Annotated in this window: 18 protein-coding genes; 14 read left to right on the top strand and 4 right to left on the bottom strand. The window is 60.2% G+C overall.

The genetic code is table 11. The annotated features are described in order from the left end of the window. Positions 1–530: 530 nt before the first annotated feature. Positions 531–1,472, bottom strand: coding sequence for a uridine-preferring nucleoside hydrolase UriH (gene uriH / locus ACJ8HB_RS22915; protein ID WP_047570399.1), 942 nt, complete (start codon positions 1,470–1,472; stop codon positions 531–533). A gap of 207 nt (positions 1,473–1,679) precedes the next feature. On the opposite strand from uriH, the gene ACJ8HB_RS22910 reads away from it, so the two are divergent. After that, a complete protein-coding gene (locus ACJ8HB_RS22910) occupies positions 1,680–1,955 on the top strand; it encodes a zinc ribbon domain-containing protein (RefSeq protein WP_033648979.1) in 276 nt (91 codons plus the stop codon). Next, the gene (locus ACJ8HB_RS22905) at positions 1,952–2,296 is read left to right on the top strand and encodes a hypothetical protein (protein ID WP_047570401.1); all 345 of its coding nucleotides are present in this window, start codon (positions 1,952–1,954) and stop codon (positions 2,294–2,296) included. Before ACJ8HB_RS22910 ends, ACJ8HB_RS22905 begins: the two co-directional genes overlap by 4 nt. On the opposite strand, the gene aaeR is transcribed toward ACJ8HB_RS22905, so the two are convergent. Then, on the bottom strand, positions 2,287–3,198 hold the full coding sequence (aaeR, locus tag ACJ8HB_RS22900; protein WP_025304394.1) for an HTH-type transcriptional activator AaeR: 912 nt from the start codon (positions 3,196–3,198) through the stop codon (positions 2,287–2,289). The genes ACJ8HB_RS22905 and aaeR overlap by 10 nt on opposite strands. Positions 3,199–3,512: 314 nt before the next feature. Between aaeR and aaeX the strand changes: the two genes are divergently transcribed. From aaeX to ACJ8HB_RS22875, 5 genes are all read left to right on the top strand, one after another. Continuing rightward, positions 3,513–3,716 carry a p-hydroxybenzoic acid efflux pump operon protein AaeX gene (gene aaeX / locus ACJ8HB_RS22895; protein ID WP_039569422.1) on the top strand — a complete coding sequence of 68 codons (204 nt, stop codon included), beginning with the start codon at positions 3,513–3,515 and terminating at the stop codon, positions 3,714–3,716. Between the two features lie 7 nt (positions 3,717–3,723). Further along, positions 3,724–4,659: a p-hydroxybenzoic acid efflux pump subunit AaeA gene (aaeA, locus tag ACJ8HB_RS22890; protein WP_047570404.1), complete on the top strand. Its 936-nt coding sequence runs from the start codon at positions 3,724–3,726 to the stop codon at positions 4,657–4,659. Beyond that, positions 4,659–6,626 (top strand): p-hydroxybenzoic acid efflux pump subunit AaeB, encoded by a 1,968-nt coding sequence (aaeB, locus tag ACJ8HB_RS22885; RefSeq protein WP_047570405.1) that lies wholly within the window; start codon positions 4,659–4,661, stop codon positions 6,624–6,626. Before aaeA ends, aaeB begins: the two co-directional genes overlap by 1 nt. A gap of 280 nt (positions 6,627–6,906) precedes the next feature. After that, the gene (locus ACJ8HB_RS22880; RefSeq protein WP_047570407.1) at positions 6,907–7,368 is read left to right on the top strand and encodes a ribonuclease; all 462 of its coding nucleotides are present in this window, start codon (positions 6,907–6,909) and stop codon (positions 7,366–7,368) included. A 5-nt stretch (positions 7,369–7,373) separates the two neighbouring features. Further along, complete coding sequence (locus ACJ8HB_RS22875; RefSeq protein WP_004936963.1) at positions 7,374–7,673, top strand: barstar family protein; 300 nt, start codon at positions 7,374–7,376, stop codon at positions 7,671–7,673. Between the two features lie 30 nt (positions 7,674–7,703). Here the strand turns inward: ACJ8HB_RS22875 and yjgA are convergent, their stop codons facing one another. Next, a complete protein-coding gene (gene yjgA / locus ACJ8HB_RS22870; RefSeq protein WP_004936968.1) occupies positions 7,704–8,252 on the bottom strand; it encodes a ribosome biogenesis factor YjgA in 549 nt (182 codons plus the stop codon). A gap of 190 nt (positions 8,253–8,442) precedes the next feature. Between yjgA and ACJ8HB_RS22865 the strand changes: the two genes are divergently transcribed. The 4 genes from ACJ8HB_RS22865 (at position 8,443) to cybC (ending at position 11,168) form a co-directional block, all read left to right on the top strand. Next, a complete protein-coding gene (locus tag ACJ8HB_RS22865; RefSeq protein ID WP_047570409.1) occupies positions 8,443–8,805 on the top strand; it encodes a type II toxin-antitoxin system RelE/ParE family toxin in 363 nt (120 codons plus the stop codon). Next, positions 8,789–9,127, top strand: a complete 339-nt coding sequence (locus tag ACJ8HB_RS22860) for a helix-turn-helix domain-containing protein (protein WP_047570411.1) — start codon at positions 8,789–8,791, stop codon at positions 9,125–9,127. The genes ACJ8HB_RS22865 and ACJ8HB_RS22860 overlap by 17 nt, the downstream gene beginning before the upstream one ends. 175 nt (positions 9,128–9,302) lie before the next feature. Next, entirely contained in the window at positions 9,303–10,643 is a 1,341-nt protein-coding gene (gene pmbA, locus ACJ8HB_RS22855) for a metalloprotease PmbA (protein ID WP_033648986.1), read from the top strand. Positions 10,644–10,781: 138 nt separating this feature from the next. Further along, positions 10,782–11,168 (top strand): cytochrome b562, encoded by a 387-nt coding sequence (gene cybC, locus ACJ8HB_RS22850; RefSeq protein ID WP_015379185.1) that lies wholly within the window; start codon positions 10,782–10,784, stop codon positions 11,166–11,168. A 4-nt stretch (positions 11,169–11,172) separates the two neighbouring features. Here cybC and ACJ8HB_RS22845 read toward each other — a convergent pair whose 3' ends face one another. After that, positions 11,173–11,955 carry an AraC family transcriptional regulator gene (locus ACJ8HB_RS22845; RefSeq protein WP_025304388.1) on the bottom strand — a complete coding sequence of 261 codons (783 nt, stop codon included), beginning with the start codon at positions 11,953–11,955 and terminating at the stop codon, positions 11,173–11,175. Positions 11,956–12,238: 283 nt separating this feature from the next. On the opposite strand from ACJ8HB_RS22845, the gene ACJ8HB_RS22840 reads away from it, so the two are divergent. From ACJ8HB_RS22840 to ACJ8HB_RS22830, 3 genes are read left to right on the top strand one after another with little or no spacing between them, the layout of a single operon-like run. Further along, complete coding sequence (locus tag ACJ8HB_RS22840) at positions 12,239–13,693, top strand: FAD/NAD(P)-binding protein (protein ID WP_047570413.1); 1,455 nt, start codon at positions 12,239–12,241, stop codon at positions 13,691–13,693. Next, on the top strand, positions 13,690–14,571 hold the full coding sequence (locus tag ACJ8HB_RS22835) for a formyltransferase family protein (RefSeq protein ID WP_033648989.1): 882 nt from the start codon (positions 13,690–13,692) through the stop codon (positions 14,569–14,571). Before ACJ8HB_RS22840 ends, ACJ8HB_RS22835 begins: the two co-directional genes overlap by 4 nt. Further along, complete coding sequence (locus ACJ8HB_RS22830) at positions 14,564–15,352, top strand: sulfite exporter TauE/SafE family protein (protein ID WP_047570414.1); 789 nt, start codon at positions 14,564–14,566, stop codon at positions 15,350–15,352. The genes ACJ8HB_RS22835 and ACJ8HB_RS22830 overlap by 8 nt, the downstream gene beginning before the upstream one ends. Positions 15,353–15,376 lie beyond the last annotated feature (24 nt).

Below are 15,376 nucleotides of genomic sequence, written 5' to 3'. Positions count from 1 at the left end.
GCGCGGGGACGGTTTATATAAAAAGGGGTAAGCCGTATTTCAGTTGCCTGCAAAGGGTGTTTTATTTGTTTGAAAAAACAGGGTTGTCATTTTCTCAAATTCACCTTGCTCCAGTCAATTTTTAATCTTTTATTTTATTTTTGTATTTAAATCAAAATATTGGGATTTTTTTGTATGGAGTAAAACGCCGTGTGTGCGACAACGAACACTTGGGCCGACAGACGATGTAGCCAATGAGATAAGCATTTTCTTGTTAAATCGTTGTTGCCAATGACGGCACGGCGATCGTGGTTTTATTTACCGCTGTTTTTATTTTTTATTTTATATTTTCTTCATTGAATATGTATTTATTTTCATTAAGACTCTTCTTGTTTTTTATTGGTTGTTTTTAAATTTTATTTAAATCCATTTTATTAAGATTGTTCTGTTGCTGTGGAAATAAAGGGGTGATGATCCCCCTATCCCTGTTGCCGTGCCGCAAGACGGATTAACGCGCCTGTAAAAGCGCGTTAATCCACGCTTCACAGACCTCACTCCACTTCGCCAATCCGTTCCAGCGCATCCACCACCATATCCCAGAATTTATCCTGATCCAGTTTGACCGCCACCTGGGTGTGGCAGTCCGGCGGTGGCGGCGCGCGGAAGTCCGCGACCGTCATGCCCAGCGTCAGGGTGCCGGTGAGTTCGATATCCACCGGCACTTTGCGCACCGTCATCACGCTCGGATCGATCACGTAGGCGACGGCGCAAGGATCGTGTACCGGCGGGGCGCTGAAGCCCTGCGCCTGTTGGTACATACGGCCAAAGAATGCCAGCAGTTCGCCGACGAAGGCGGCCGGCCGGGTACCGAGGGCGGCGATGCGCGCGCAGACTGCCGGCGTGGCCAAAGCCTGGTGGGTAAGATCCAGCCCGACCATGGTCAGCGGCCATTTTTCGTTAAACACGATGTGCGCCGCCTCGGGATCGATTTTGATATTGAACTCCGCCACCGCGCTCCAGTTGCCCACATGGTAGCCGCCGCCCATCAGCACCACTTCCTTGACCCGCTCGGCAATGCGCGGCTCTTTGCGCACCGCCATGGCGATATTGGTCAGGCCGCCGGTCGGCACCAGCGTTACGCTGCCGGGCGGGTGGGCCATCACCGTATCGATGATCAGATCCACCGCGTGGCGCGAGTCCAGCTGCAGGTGGGGTTCCGGTAGCACCGGGCCATCGAGGCCGGAATCGCCGTGGATATCGGGCGCCACTTCGATATTGCGCACCAGCGGGCGCGGGCAGCCGGCGGCGAAGGGCACGCCGGTGATATTGGCGATGCGCGCCACCGCCAGCGCGTTGCGCGTCACTTTGTCCAGCGTCTGATTACCCACCACGGTGGTGACCGCCAGCAGGTCGATCTGCGGATTGCCCCAGGCCAGCAGCAGGGCGATGGCGTCGTCATGCCCCGGGTCACAGTCCAGTATGATTTTTTTCATGGTTATTCCTGATGCAGGGAGAGGTTCCCGCAGCATAACGCAGCGCGGCGGCGTGGGATAATGCCGATGGTGCTTTTGTTAACGGCATCAAAGCCTTGCCACTTTTACGATGTAATGAAACGTAAAGCCTGCTCGCCGGGCTTTACCCTGGAGGTTACTCCAGGGTTTACAGTGAGCTTCAGCGCCAATGCACAGAGGAGAGGCGGGATGAGCTTACTGAAAAGGTTGTTGGGGCAAGGCGGTATTAACCGCGGTCATCAGCGCGCGGGCCACGGCGGCGGGCATCATGGCAACCGCTATAACCAGCATGGCGAGCCGGGGCCGCAGTGTCCGGAATGCCAGGCGGTGAATAAATCGGGCGCGCGTTATTGCCACCGCTGCGGTCAGCCGTTTGCCGCGCTGAGCGCCACCTGCGGCCAGTGCGCCGCGCCGCTGCCGCCGGGCAGCCGCTTTTGCCCGCAGTGCGGCGGCGGTGTGCCGTGAACCGGGGCGGTTGGACGCTAGCGCTGCTGCTGGGCGCCATGGCGCTATGGACGCTGCTGGCCTGGGGCGTAGCCGGCGTGCTGGCCTGGCTCCCGGCGTTGGCGGAAGCGGCCGGCGGCGCATCGCTGCCGGTGAACGGCGCGCTGAGCCTGGTGCCGCAGGCGGTGCTGGACGCCTGGTTGCCGTGGCTGAAACAGCTGGGCAGCGGGCTGGCGAGCTATTTTCCTCTGCTGCTGAACTGGGCGGGCTACGCCATCTGGCTGCTGTGGGGCCTCGGCATGCTGGCGCTGATGCTGCTGGGCGCGCTGGCGCACCGCTATTTGGGCGCCGCTCAACGATAGCCCTGATAGACCGCCGCCACGCGTTCGAAATAGTCGGTTAGGTAGTTGATGCACACCTGCACCTTCAGCGGCAGTTTGTCCTTCTCGGTATAGAGCGCGTAGATCGGCCGCGGATCCGAATGGTAGCTTTTGAACAGGATCTCGATCTCGCCGCGCTTGATCTCTTCGATCACCCACATCAGCGGGGCGTAGGCGATGCCGGCGCCGTTTTTCAGCCAACGGATCATGGTGGAGGAGTCGTTGGTGACGAAGCGCCCCTGCGGGGAAATGCGCGTGGTGATGCCCTCCGGCGACATCAGTTCAAATTCGCTGTCGGGCCGCACGCTGTACTCCAGCCAGGAAAAGTTGACCATGTCGCTCGGCTTCTGCGGCGTGCCGTGCTGGCTGAGGTAGCTTTTGGCGGCGCACACCACCATCGGCATCTGCCCCAGGCGGCGGGAGAACAGGCTGGAGTCCTGCAGCGCGCCGGTGCGGATCACCAGATCCAGCCCGTCGGTGATCAGATCCGGCGCCGGAATGCCGGTCACCAGGTTGACCGTCAGGCCAGGGTACTCTTTCATCATCTCGGCGGTCATGTTCGCCAGCACGTTTTGCGCCATGGTGGATGAGCTGCCGATGCGCAGCGTGCCGGCGGGGGTATTGTTAAACGCGTACAGCTGCTCATGCACTTCGCTGACTTCCTGCAGCATGCGTCGGCAGCCCTGATAGTAGATTTTGCCGGCCTCGGTCAGGCCGATGCTGCGCGTGCTGCGGTTCAACAGCTTGACCTGCAGCTCATTTTCCAGTTTCGAGACGGTTTGGCTGATCGATGAAACGCTCATGCCGAGTTGGCGCGCGGCCGCGGTAAACGACCCGAACTCAACCACTTTGGCGAATACCGACATCCGTTTTAATCTTTCCATTATTCACTCTGGCTTAAAAGTGATTTAGATCACAGATTGTTGATGCCTTGATAGTAAGCAGGCTAATATAACGTGGTCGGGTGAATAGACCTTACCAACGTGCGAGAGCGATCGGCAACGCAATCCTGCCGCTCCTCCGGCACCCTCGCAATCCCTGTCGTGGATGTCTGCCCCAAAGTTTAACCTTTTTTCGGGTTCGTGACCTGGACAAGCTGCCTGGTCAAGATTTGTGGCGCGCGCACGCTAAAATGTAAAGAGAATGTGAATGGCGAGACCTGTCTTTCCCCGGCGCAGTGAACAATAAGGAAAAAGTGATGAGTTTGCTTCCGGTTATGGTCATCTTCGGACTGTCGTTTCCGCCGGTGTTTTTCGAGCTGCTGGTGTCGCTGGCGCTGTTTTTCCTCATGCGCCGCCTGCTGCAGCCGACGGGGATTTACGATTTTGTCTGGCATCCGGCGCTGTTTAACACCGCGCTGTATTGCTGCTTGTTTTATCTGATTTCATGTCTTTTTGTTTGAGGTCGCTGTGAAAAATTTTTCGATAAAAATAACCCGAATCGCGATCACTTTGATTCTTGTGCTGCTGGGCATCGTCGCGGTATTCAAGGCCTGGGTGTTTTACACCGAGTCGCCGTGGACGCGTGACGCCAAGTTTACCGCCGACGTGGTGGCGATCGCGCCGGACGTCAGCGGCCTGCTGACCGATGTGCCGGTGGTGGATAACCAATTGGTGAAGAAAGGGCAGGTGCTGTTCGTGGTCGATCGGCCGCGCTATGAGCAGGCGCTGGCGGAAGCCAGTGCCGACGTCGCTTACTATCGGACGCTGGCGGCGGAAAAGCGGCGCGAGGCCGGCCGCCGCGTGAAGCTGGGCGTGCAGGCGATGTCGCAGGAAGAAATCGACCAGTCGAACAACTCGCTGCAGACCGTGCAACACCAACTGGCGAAGGCCGTGGCGACGCGTGAGCTGGCGCAGCTGGATCTGGAACGCACCACGGTGCGCGCTCCGGCCGATGGCTGGATCACCAACCTCAACGTACACGCCGGCGAATACATCACCCGCGGTTCGGTGGCGGTGGCGCTGGTGAAGAAAGACTCCTTCTACATCCTGGCCTATCTGGAAGAAACCAAGCTGAACGGCCTGAATAAGGGCGATCGCGCGGAGATCACCCCGCTCGGCAGCAACCGCATCATGCACGGCACCGTCGACAGCGTGGCGGCGGCGGTGAACAACAGCAGCAGCACGGTGAACAACAAAGGATTGGCCTCGATCGACAGCAACCTGGAGTGGGTGCGCCTGGCGCAGCGCGTGCCGGTGAAGATCCTGCTGGACGCCAAGGACCAACAGCATCCGTACCCGGCCGGCACCACCGCCACCGTGGTGATCGTCGGCAAGAACGATCGCAATGCCGACAGCGGCTCGCCTTTTGTGCGCCTGATGCACCGGCTGCGTGAGTTCGGCTAATGAATAGCCCAACCTTTATCCGGCTGAGATTCGCCTTCAAGCTCAGCTTCGCGATTGTGTTTGCGCTGTTCGTCGGCTTCCATCTCAATCTGGAAACCCCGCGCTGGTCGGCGATGACCGCCGCCATCGTCGCCGCCGGCCCGGCCTTTGCCGCCGGCGGTGAACCCTTCTCCGGCGCCATCCGCCACCGCGGCTGGCTGCGTATTATCGGCACCTTTATCGGCTGCTTCGTCGGCCTGCTCATTATCATCACCACCGCCCGCGCGCCGGTGGTGATGCTGCTGTTGTGCTGCATCTGGGCCGGTTTCTGCACCTGGCTCTCTTCACTGATCAAGGTCGAGAACTCCTACGCCTGGGGCCTGGCCGGCTATACCGCGCTGATCATCATCGTGACGGTCGCCACCAGCGAGGCCCATCTGCTGGAAGCGCCGCAGTTCGCCATCGAGCGTTGCAGCGAGATCGTGCTGGGCATCGTCAGCGCCGTATTGGCGGATCTGCTGTTCTCGCCGCGTTCGATCAAGCAGGACATCGATCGGGCGGTGGATCAGCTGCTGGTGGATCAATATCGCCTGATGCAGATGTGCATCAGCAACGCCGACAAAGAAGACATCGACCGCGCCTGGAGCAATCTGGTGAAGAGCACCACGGCGCTGGACGGCATGCGCAACAACCTGATGATGGAGTCTTCGCGCTGGCAGAAGGTCAATCGCCGGGTGAAGGCGCTGCATACCCTGTCGCTGACGCTGATTACCCAGGCTTGCGAAACCTACCTGATCCTGGTGAATCATCCGGATGCGCTGCAAGCGAGCCTGCGGGAGCAACTGATGGTGCCGGCGGAAACCCCGCAGGAGATCCACAGGCGCATGAAGCTGTTGCGCCAGGTGCTGACCACGCATCGCTCCGAAGAAACGCTGCCGACCCTCACCGGCTGGGTCGGCGCGGCAACGCGCTACCTGCTGCTGTCGAAGGGCGTACACACCAACGGCAGCATCAGCGCGGTGGAAGAGGACGTGTTGAGCAATGAAACCGTGGTCAAGCCGACCTCGGCGGAAGGGCATCATGCGATGATCAACGGCCTGCGCACCTTTGTGGCCACGGCCTTCGGCTGCCTGCTGTGGCTGTGGACCGGCTGGACGTCCGGCAGCGGCTTTATGGTGATCATTGCGGTAATCACCTCGCTGGCGATGCGCACCCCGGCGCCGCGCATGGTGGCGATGGATTTCGTGCTGGGCATGCTGGCGGCGATCCCGGTCGGCTCCCTGTTCTTCATGGTGATCCTGCCGGCGACGCAGCAGAGCATTTTGCTGCTGTGTCTCAGCCTCGGCCTGCTGGCGTTCTTCATCGGCATTGAGGTGCAGAAGCGGCGGCTCGGTTCGCTGGGGCTGCTGGCGGGGACCATCAACATTCTGGTGTTGAGCAACCCGATGGAGTTCAACGTCACCCAGTTTCTCGACGGAGCGCTCGGCCAGTTCCTCGGCAGCTGCGTCGGGCTGATGGTGCTGCTGTTGATCCGCGACAATTCGCGCGAACGCACCGGCCGCACGTTGCTCAACCAGTTCGTCAGCAGCGCGGTGTCGGCGCTGACCACCAAGGCGGCGCGCCGTCGGCAGAACCACCTGCCTGCGCTGTATCAGCAGCTTAACCAACTGCTGATGATGTTCCCGAACGACATCGCCAAGTATCGTCTGGCGCTGAATCTGATCATCGCCCACCAGCGCATGCAGCGGGCGGAGATTCCGGTCAGCGAAGAGCTGTCGGCCTTCCACCGCCAGATCCGCAGCACCGCCGATCGGGTGGTCTCGGCCAAAAACGACGTCAAGCGCGCCTATTACTACGATCGCTTGCTGGGTGAAATGAACGAGTACCAGCAAAAATTGGTAGACAATCAGGCGCCGCTCAGCGTCACCGGGCCGGTGAAGCGCCTGGCCGACATGCTGCATCGCTATCGCCACGCCTTGATCGATTGATGCGTTCCCGCCTGTTGCGCCGCGTTGTGCGGCGCCTTCCCCGACTATACTGAAAGCAGCGCCTGGCACGGCGGGCCGTCTCATGTGGGGCGGCCCGTTTTCAGAGCGACTCCGAGTGCCAGAACGGCTGGAAAGTGGCATCATTGTCATGAATGGATGAAACTCTTACCGCCGCGAAAATGTGACGTGCCGGTCATCTTAGTTTCATCCAGGTCGACTATATAGCTAACTAGCCTGGGGGCGCTGCGGCGCCTTCGGCGGCATAATTTCAGGGAATGTCATGAACAAGCGGATTCTGTTGGCGATTGTCATCGCCGTGGTCATCGCCGTCTTCAGCGCGCTGCGCGGCAACGAGCACCGTGCGATCGACGGCAACGCAGCGGTGGCGCCGGCGGGGCAGCAGCAGAGCATCGATCGGCTCACGCAGCAGCAAACGGTGGTGAGTTACCTGCAGCAGCATCAGCGGCTGCCGGGCTATTACGTCACCAAGAAGCAGGCGCGCGAGCAGGGCTGGGATCCGCGTTCAGGCAACCTCTGTGCGGTATTGCCGGGCAAGGCGATCGGCGGCGATCGGTTCTCTAATCGTGAAGGGCAACTGCCGAGCGCCGGCGGCCGGGTCTGGCGCGAAGCGGACATCAATTATCAGTGTGGCCGGCGCGGCGCCGATCGCCTGCTGTATTCGAGCGACGGTCTGATCTTTGTCACGCGCGACCATTACAAAAACTTCATTCGTGTGGAGTGAGTTTGATGGCAAAAGTAGAGTTTGATTTCGAACAGATCCAGGATGTGCCGACCTTCTACCGCGATTTCGCGCACAAGTTTGCGCTGGACGAGGGGTTTGGCGCCAACCTCGACGCGCTGTGGGACGTGGTGACCGGCGATATCGGCCTGCCGGTGGAAATCGAGTTCACTCACCTGAATGCCCGCAGCAAGCGTCGTTTCGGCGCGATCATTCTGCTGTTTGAAGAGGCGGAAGAAGAGCTGGAAGGCAGCCTGCGTTTCAATATCCGCGAAAGCAGCGGCGAACCGGCCCATCACCGGGGATGAAACGGGTTCATCCCGGGATGGCGGCGGCGCTTAGTCGGCCGCTTCGGCCAGCTCGCGCAGGTATTGGAAGATCTGGCGGTAAGCCTTAGGCGGCTTGTTGGCGGCCTTCTCTTTCTGTGCGTTGCGCACCAGTGAACGCAGCTGTTGGCGATCGGCGGCCGGATACAGATCCAGGATCGACGGAATCACGTCATCGCCTTCTTCCACCAGACGGTCGCGCAGCGCTTCCAGCTTGTGGAACAGCGAAACCTGCTGGTTGTGGCGGTTTTTCAGCTTGTCGAGCGCGGTCTGGATCGGCTCGATATCGCGGGCGCGCAGCATCTTGCCGATCAGCTGCAGCTGACGGCGACGACCCTCTTTCTTGATCTTCTGCGCCAGCTCGATGGCGGCGCGCAAATCTTCGTCCAACGGGATGCGATCCAGCGCGTTTTTGCCCAGATCGACCATTTCGGCCCCCAGGTCTTTCAGCGCTTCGGCATCACGTTTAATCTCACTTTTACTGACCCAGATAATCTCGTCATCGTCCTCGTTTTCATTCTCCGGGACATCGTCGAGCCAGTCTTCAGGCTGTTTGTTCATGGTAGGCTCCGTTAAAAAGAGGCTAATCCTAACAGGTTGTCCGGCAACCCGCCAATTGCGTGCCTTGAGCAAACTGAGTATAGCTGCCACGTTGGGGGATTATCGCGCCTGGCTGCCCGTCTTGGGAATTTGCACGGTTGTTTTTATCACCCTGTCTGTATAAAATTTTATACAAAAGGAGGTGATATTCATGGATGATGGCATCGAGAAAGCCATTGATTGGCGTGGCTCATCGCTAGAGGATTTGCTGGCCTTCCCAATCGATGCGCGAAAAGCGGCAGGATTTGAACTGAGTAAAGTGCAAAGAGGTCTGGAACCCGGTAATTGGAAGCCGATGGCCAACTGCGGAAGCGGCGTTATCGAAATCCGTTTATATGCCATCGGTGGGGCATTCAGGATGGTCTATGTGGCAAAGTTCAGCGAAGCGATCTATGTCTTGCACAGCTTTCAGAAGAAGGCGGAGAAAACCAGCCGCCACGATATTCAGATAATCAAAGCGCGTTATGACGCGGTCATTAATGAGCGGAGTAAAGGTCATGACCAAGCCGATTGATATCGATTCGCGCCACGTTACGCCCGCAGGCGGCAATGTGTTTGCGGATCTGGGATTTTCCGCCGACGAGGCTCGGCAATTGCAAGCGCAGTCCAATGCGGAAATTGCGCAGCTTATCGCACTGAAAAAACAGCTGATGGGTGAGATCAGCGCGTGGATTGAGGAAGAAGGTTATCGCCAGGAGGAGGCGGCGCGTTATCTGCACACTTCCCGGCCGCGCGTGTCCGACGTGGTGAATCAGAAAACCGAGAAGTTCACGCTGGATGCGTTGGTCAACATGATGGCGAATATTGGCAAGTCGGTAAAACTGATCGTCGAGTGATGCACGGCTTTTGCATGTTATCCCGGCTTTGCCGTTCGGCTTTATGCGAAATTCAACGCGGTTCCTGTTAGACTCAACGGCAGAGATCTCAGGATTTTTGCGCGCCGCTCCGCGTGCACAACTACGCCGCTCCGGCACTTTTCTCAACGATTTTCTGATTAATTATGGCAGATTGATGAAAGTAGTCACTCAAGTTGCAGAACAGCGCAAGGCGCTGGAACAGGCCGTCTCTCAGGCGCTGGAGCTGGCCCGCGCCGGTTCCGACGCGGCGGAAGTCGCGGTCACCAAATCGACCGGCATCAGCGTCAGCACCCGCTTCGGCGAGGTGGAAAACGTCGAGTTCAACAGCGATGGCGCGCTGGGCATCACCGTGTATCACCGCCAGCGCAAAGGCAGCGCCTCTTCCACCGATCTCAGCCCGGACGCCATCGCCCGCACCGTACAGGCGGCGCTGGATATCGCGCGCTACACCTCTGAGGATCCTTGCGCCGGCCCGGCGGAGAAAGATCTGCTGGCGTTCGAGGCGCCGGATCTCGATCTGTTCCACCCGATCGAGCTGGACGCCGAGCGCGGCATCGAGCTGGCGGCGCGCGCCGAGCAGGCTTCGCTGGCGGCGGATAAGCGCATCACCAACACCGAAGGCGGCAGCTTCAACAGCCACTACGGCATCAAGGTGTTCGGCAACAGCCACGGCATGCTGCAAAGCTACTGTTCCAGCCGCCACTCGCTGTCCAGCTGCGTCATTGCTGAGCAGGACGGCGATATGGAGCGGGATTACGCTTACACCATCGGCCGTGCGATGGGCGATCTGCAAAGCCCCGAGTGGGTGGGGCAGGAGTGCGCCCGCCGCACGCTGGCGCGTCTCGCGCCGCGCAAACTGTCGACCATGAAGGCGCCGGTGCTGTTCGCCTCCGAGGTGGCCACCGGGCTGTTCGGTCATCTGGTGGGCGCCATCAGCGGCAGCAGCGTTTACCGCAAATCGACCTTCCTGCTGGACTCGCTCGGCAAGCAGATCCTGCCGGCGTGGTTGACCGTCGAAGAGCATCCGCACCTGCTGAAAGGGCTGGCGTCGACGCCGTTCGACAGCGAGGGCGTGCGCACCCAGCGGCGCGATATCGTCAAGGACGGCGTGCTGCAAACCTGGCTGATGACCAGCTACTCGGCGCGCAAGCTGGGCCTGCACAGCACCGGCCATGCCGGCGGCATCCATAACTGGCGCATTGCCGGGCAGGGCGCCGACTTCGCCGGCATGCTGAAACAGCTTGGCACCGGCCTGGTGGTCACCGAGCTGATGGGCCAGGGCGTCAGCGGCGTCACCGGCGATTACTCGCGCGGCGCCGCCGGTTTCTGGGTGGAAAACGGCGAGATCCAATATCCGGTCAGCGAGATCACCATCGCCGGAAACCTGAAAGACATGCTGCGCAACATCGTCAGCGTCGGTAGCGATATCGAAACCCGCAGCAATATCCAGTGCGGTTCGGTGCTGCTGCCGGAAATGAAGATCGCCGGTCAGTGATCCGCGGCGCGGCCGGCGCCCGCCGGTCGCGCGTTATCCAGTCTCAACCTTGCTTACAAATCTCCGGTTTCGGTTTTTCCCGGCCTTGCCTATGGTAACGGTGGGTTAATTAAAACAATAACTGGAAGGTGAGCAAACATGCAGAATACCCTGAAAGCGCTGGCGGCGTTGACGCTGCTGGCGGCCAGCTCGCTGGCGGTCGCCGCCGATCTGGGCGACGATATGGACACCCTGGCGGAAAACTACAAAACGGTGCTGAATACCGATTCCGCCGCCACCCTCAAACAGAGCCTGCAAAACATGCGCGCCGCCGCGCAGGACGCCAAACAGGGCACCCCGCCGAAGCTGGAAGACAAAGCCGCCGACAGCCCGGAGATGAAAGATTTCCGCAGCGGGTTGGATACTCTGATCGGCCAGATCGATCAGGCGCTGGCGCTGGCTAACCAGGGCAAAGTCGCCGAAGCGAAGCAGCTGGCGCAGGGCTTCAAGCAAACCCGCGACGCCAACCACAAGAAATTCCGCTAAACCGTCAACCGTCGCGCCCGTCTTCCGTCAGATAGGAGGAGGGCGCCTGCCCCAGCACGCGGCGAAACATGGTTGAAAACGCCGCGCTGCTGTCATATCCCATCTCCATCGCCACCTGCGTTACGCTGCGCCCTTCGGCCAGCAGCGCCAACGCCAGCACCACGCAGGCGCGCTGGCGCCATTGCGAAAACGGTAGGCCGGTCTGCGCGCGAAAGAAGCGGCTGAAGGTGCGAATGCTCATGTACAGACGAGGGGCCCACCGCTGCGCGGAGTCGTGGGCATCGGGGTGCTGCAAAAAGGCGCGGCACAGCTCGCCCAGCCGGGGATCGGCGGGCAGCGGAATGTGCAGGGGCAAGGGCTGCAGCCGAGCCAGCTCATGCAGCAACAGCGTCGCCAGCGCTCCGTCGCGCCCTTCTTGTTCATACTCCAGCGGCATATCCACCGCCGCCATCAACAGCTGGCGCATCAGCGGAGTGACGCTGACCACCTGGCACACTTGCGGCCGTTCGGCGGGCAACGCGCCGGGTTCGAGGTACAGGCTGCGGGTGGTGACGCCGACCATCCTCACCGCGTGCGGCATCTGCGGCGGCAGCCACACCGCGTGCTGCGGCGGGACGACCCAATTGCCTTGCTGCGTGAAAACGTGCATGACGCCGGTGGCGCCGTACAACAACTGCGCGCGCCGGTGGCTGTGCATCGGCAGCAGGTGCCCCGGCGGATAATCGGTGCCGATGGCGATCACCGCGCGCGTTACGTGGTCGATGTCATCAATGCGGACGTTGCGCATGTGTTCCCTTTGGCGGGCAGATTGGCCGAAACGCAATGATAGTTGGCCCTTCATATAAAGCAAGCCAACGGCCGTCGCCCTACTATCGGAGCAGAAAAATAACGCTTGTTCGGGGCGCCGCTATTTTATCGGCCATATAGCCCGTGCAAGTTTTCACACCGGGGTGGGACGAAGATTTTCGTTCTCGCAATACAAGAAGTTAATAAGGAATAAAGCGTCTTTTTATTCCAACACCTGAAGCAATAGTTCTTAGCGCAGTTCAATGACTATAAGGTGATATTTCATGTATAAGTTCGGTGTGGTTGGCGGCGGAGCCGCCGGGATCGCTTTTGCGTATAACTTTATAAAAAATAAGTCGGTTAATCATTGCAAAAGGCCGCTTTCCCTGACGGTGTTCGACAAGCAGGGCTTCAAGGGCGGTATGGCATACAGCAGCGATTTTGACAGCCATATATTAAATATGTCGCCGGAAAATATGTCGGCGGATATTTTCGACGATGCGCACTTCGTCGATTGGATCGCCATGCATTTCCCGCAATTTTGCCAGGATCGTTATCCGCCGCGCTGGCTGTATCGGGAATATCTCGATTTTATTCGCGACATGACGATTTATATGGCGGCGGACAGCAACGTAGCGCTGAATTTCATGACCGCCGAAGTGAATACCATCGCGCCGCTGGAGGCCGGCTACCGGCTGACCACCACCTGTGGCGGCGCCGAACAGATGAACGCGCTGGTGCTGTGTTCGGGGCACAACCCGCCGGAATGTCTCTATCCGGTGGATGGGGTGATTGCTTATCAGGCCCACCAGGATCTGCCGCCGATCAACCCTTATTCGAGCATCGGCGTGATCGGCTGCAGCCTGACGGCGATTGACGCCATCGTTGAGCTGATGGAGCGTCTGGGGGCGACCGACATCTGCGCCCTGTCGCGCTCGGGCCTGTTCCCCAGCGTGCAGCCGGCGCTGATGCGTCCGCCGCCGGAGGCGTTTGTGGAGGGGGTTCGGCGTTTTGTCGCCGGCCGCGATTTCATTGACGCGCACCAGCTGGTGCATGCGATCAACGCCGCGCTGGCGCGCCACTATCCGGGGCCGGAGCGGTTGACGGTGCTCTCGGCGCTGGGGGAAAGGCGCGATTGTTACCGCGATCTGGCGGAAAGCCTCGATCGCGCGCGTTTTGCCCGGGAGCATATCTGCAGCTATCTGGCGGCGATCCACCCGGCGGTGTGCGCCGCCTGGGTCAAGATGGATGCCAACAACCGGCAGGTCTTCATGCGCTTTTACAACTCCTCCTGGATGCGCAATCGGCACGCCATGCCGATCAAGAACGCCAACAAGATCGTGGCGGCGCTGGAGAGCCAACGCCTGCGCGCCTGTGGCGGCCTGGCGGATATCAGCAAGGGAACGGACGGGTTTATCCTTCGTTGCCATGAGGCGCGGGTGCATGCGCAGTATCTGTTCAACTGCACCACGCCGTCCTATCAACTGCCGCCCAACCGGCTGAGCCAGCAACTGCTGCAAGACGGGCTGGTGCAAGAGAACCTGTTCGGCGGCGTGAAGTGCAACCCGCACACGCTGAAAATCGCCGACCGGCGCGGCCGCGAGCAGCATCTCTACTCGCTCGGTGCGCCTGCCAAGGGCGATCTTTTTTACACCTCGGCGATGGAGTCCATCACGCGAGATATCAGCAAGATCGTGTTCAACAACCCTATTTTCAACGCAAAGAAGGCTGAAGCATGAAAAACGTAGCGCTCTTTGTCGGCAACGACATTTTCTCCTGGCTGGTGTGTCAGGATCTGATCGCCACCCTGAAGGGCGAGTGTGCCTTTACGGTGTATTTCCCCCTGGCGAAAAGCGCCGGGCGCACGCAGGAGCCGGCGGTTCGCCGCCTGGGGCTGTATGAGCGCGAAGTGCTTAACGATTTCGTGTTCCCGTTCGTTGGCCGCAACGCCGCCGCCTGCGAGGGGGCCTATCAGCCGCCGGCCCTGTTCCTGGCCGCCGCCGGGGTCAAAGCGCATCGCGTTCTCGACATCAATGACGCCGCGTTTATCAGCAGCCTGGGGCATATGGATGGGGTGATCTCCCTGCGCTGTTATCAGAAATTCTCCGCCGACTATGTGCGCGCCTTCAGCCGACGCGGCAAGCTGCTGTGGAACCTGCATCCGGGGGACTTGCCGCGTTATCGCGGGGTGATGACGCTGTTCCGCGCGTTGATGAACGGTGACAGGGACTGTGCGGTAACGCTGCATGAAATGGATGAGCACTGGGACGCCGGTCCGGTTATCGCCCGCCTGCCCGCCGAGCTGCGTCACGATCTGTCGTTCCTGGAAAACATGATGCTGTTGGGCGTGCAGAGTGGCTCCTTCCTGGCGCGTCAGCTGATGCGGGCGGAGCACAGCGAAGCGATAGCGGCGGAAAAGCAGGGCGATTCGCGCTATTGGGGCTTCCCGGACGCGCAGACGCTGGCGCAGGCGGAACAGGCGGGCATTGAGCTGGTGGACCATGACGCCGTGCGCGAGCAGTATCTGGGGCTGTTCGTCGGCGATCGTTTCCACCCGCTGGCGGGGCAGTTCTGCGCCGGGTTCGACGACTTCGTGCGGGCGCACGGCCATGATTGAAACCTTGATTGTACTGGGTGCCGGTTTTCTGACCGGCATCACCACCATTCTGTTCGGCTTCGGCGGCGGCTTTGTGGTGGTGCCCTTCGTCTATCACCTGATCTCCGCATCGGGCGAGCAGCCCGGCCAGGCGATGCATATCGCGGTGGCGACCTCGACGGCGGTGATGATCCTCAACGCGAGTTACGCCACGCTGACCAACTGGCGCAGCGGCAACCTGCTGCGCGAAACCATCGTGCCGCTGATCTTTTTCATCGGCATTGGCGCGGCGCTGGGCGCGTTCGCCTCCTCGCTGCTGGCGGACGGCGTGATCCGCGGGCTATTCGTGGCCTATATGGCGGTGACCATCGCCGACTGTCTGTTCCGCCGGGGTTTTTTGATCAAACCGGCGCGCGCCGAACTTTCCCCCGCCACGCTGTGGGGCGGCGGGCCGCTGATCGGCGGCATCGCCACCCTGCTGGGGGTGGGCGGCAGCGTGATGACGGTGCCGCTGCTGCGCCGCCATGGCTACGACATGAAGTATTGCGTCAGCGCCGCCAACCCGCTGTCGATCCCGGTGGCGGTGATCGGCGCGCTGATGTATATCGTGTTGGGGTGGCGCGAGATGAGCGGGCCGCAGTATCTGGGCTACGTCAATCTGAAAATTCTGGGGGTGCTGGTGGCCGCGGGAATTGCGGGGATCGTATTTGCCAGGCGCTGTTTGCCTAAGGTGAGCGATGCGCTGCATGCCAAAATCTACGTGCTGCTGCTGATCGCCGTGCTGATCGCTATCTGCGTCTGAAACAGAAAGGGCGGCCGGATGCCG

It is taken from the genome of Serratia sp. CY27727 (assembly GCF_052169275.1).
In the GTDB taxonomy this organism is placed as follows: Bacteria; Pseudomonadota; Gammaproteobacteria; order Enterobacterales; family Enterobacteriaceae; genus Serratia; species Serratia sarumanii.
Note: the sequence above shows the minus strand (reverse complement) of the source record. Positions and strands in the feature narration are given on the sequence as shown.

Bases quoted from the DNA above. Each gene is read 5' to 3' on its own strand.
- ACJ8HB_RS22860 (WP_047570411.1), top strand. From the start codon at position 8,789: ATGACCAAGCCGATTGATATCGATTCGCGCCACGTTACGCCCGCAGGC.
- ACJ8HB_RS22865 (WP_047570409.1), top strand. From the start codon at position 8,443: ATGGATGATGGCATCGAGAAAGCCATTGATTGGCGTGGCTCATCGCTA.
- pmbA (WP_033648986.1), top strand. From the start codon at position 9,303: ATGAAAGTAGTCACTCAAGTTGCAGAACAGCGCAAGGCGCTGGAACAG.
- yjgA (WP_004936968.1), bottom strand. From the start codon at position 8,252: ATGAACAAACAGCCTGAAGACTGGCTCGACGATGTCCCGGAGAATGAA.
- uriH (WP_047570399.1), bottom strand. From the start codon at position 1,472: ATGAAAAAAATCATACTGGACTGTGACCCGGGGCATGACGACGCCATC.
- ACJ8HB_RS22845 (WP_025304388.1), bottom strand. From the start codon at position 11,955: ATGCGCAACGTCCGCATTGATGACATCGACCACGTAACGCGCGCGGTG.
- ACJ8HB_RS22835 (WP_033648989.1), top strand. From the start codon at position 13,690: ATGAAAAACGTAGCGCTCTTTGTCGGCAACGACATTTTCTCCTGGCTG.
- ACJ8HB_RS22830 (WP_047570414.1), top strand. From the start codon at position 14,564: ATGATTGAAACCTTGATTGTACTGGGTGCCGGTTTTCTGACCGGCATC.
- ACJ8HB_RS22840 (WP_047570413.1), top strand. From the start codon at position 12,239: ATGTATAAGTTCGGTGTGGTTGGCGGCGGAGCCGCCGGGATCGCTTTT.
- ACJ8HB_RS22875 (WP_004936963.1), top strand. From the start codon at position 7,374: ATGGCAAAAGTAGAGTTTGATTTCGAACAGATCCAGGATGTGCCGACC.
- aaeR (WP_025304394.1), bottom strand. From the start codon at position 3,198: ATGGAAAGATTAAAACGGATGTCGGTATTCGCCAAAGTGGTTGAGTTC.
- aaeX (WP_039569422.1), top strand. From the start codon at position 3,513: ATGAGTTTGCTTCCGGTTATGGTCATCTTCGGACTGTCGTTTCCGCCG.
- cybC (WP_015379185.1), top strand. From the start codon at position 10,782: ATGCAGAATACCCTGAAAGCGCTGGCGGCGTTGACGCTGCTGGCGGCC.
- ACJ8HB_RS22880 (WP_047570407.1), top strand. From the start codon at position 6,907: ATGAACAAGCGGATTCTGTTGGCGATTGTCATCGCCGTGGTCATCGCC.
- ACJ8HB_RS22910 (WP_033648979.1), top strand. From the start codon at position 1,680: ATGAGCTTACTGAAAAGGTTGTTGGGGCAAGGCGGTATTAACCGCGGT.
- aaeB (WP_047570405.1), top strand. From the start codon at position 4,659: ATGAATAGCCCAACCTTTATCCGGCTGAGATTCGCCTTCAAGCTCAGC.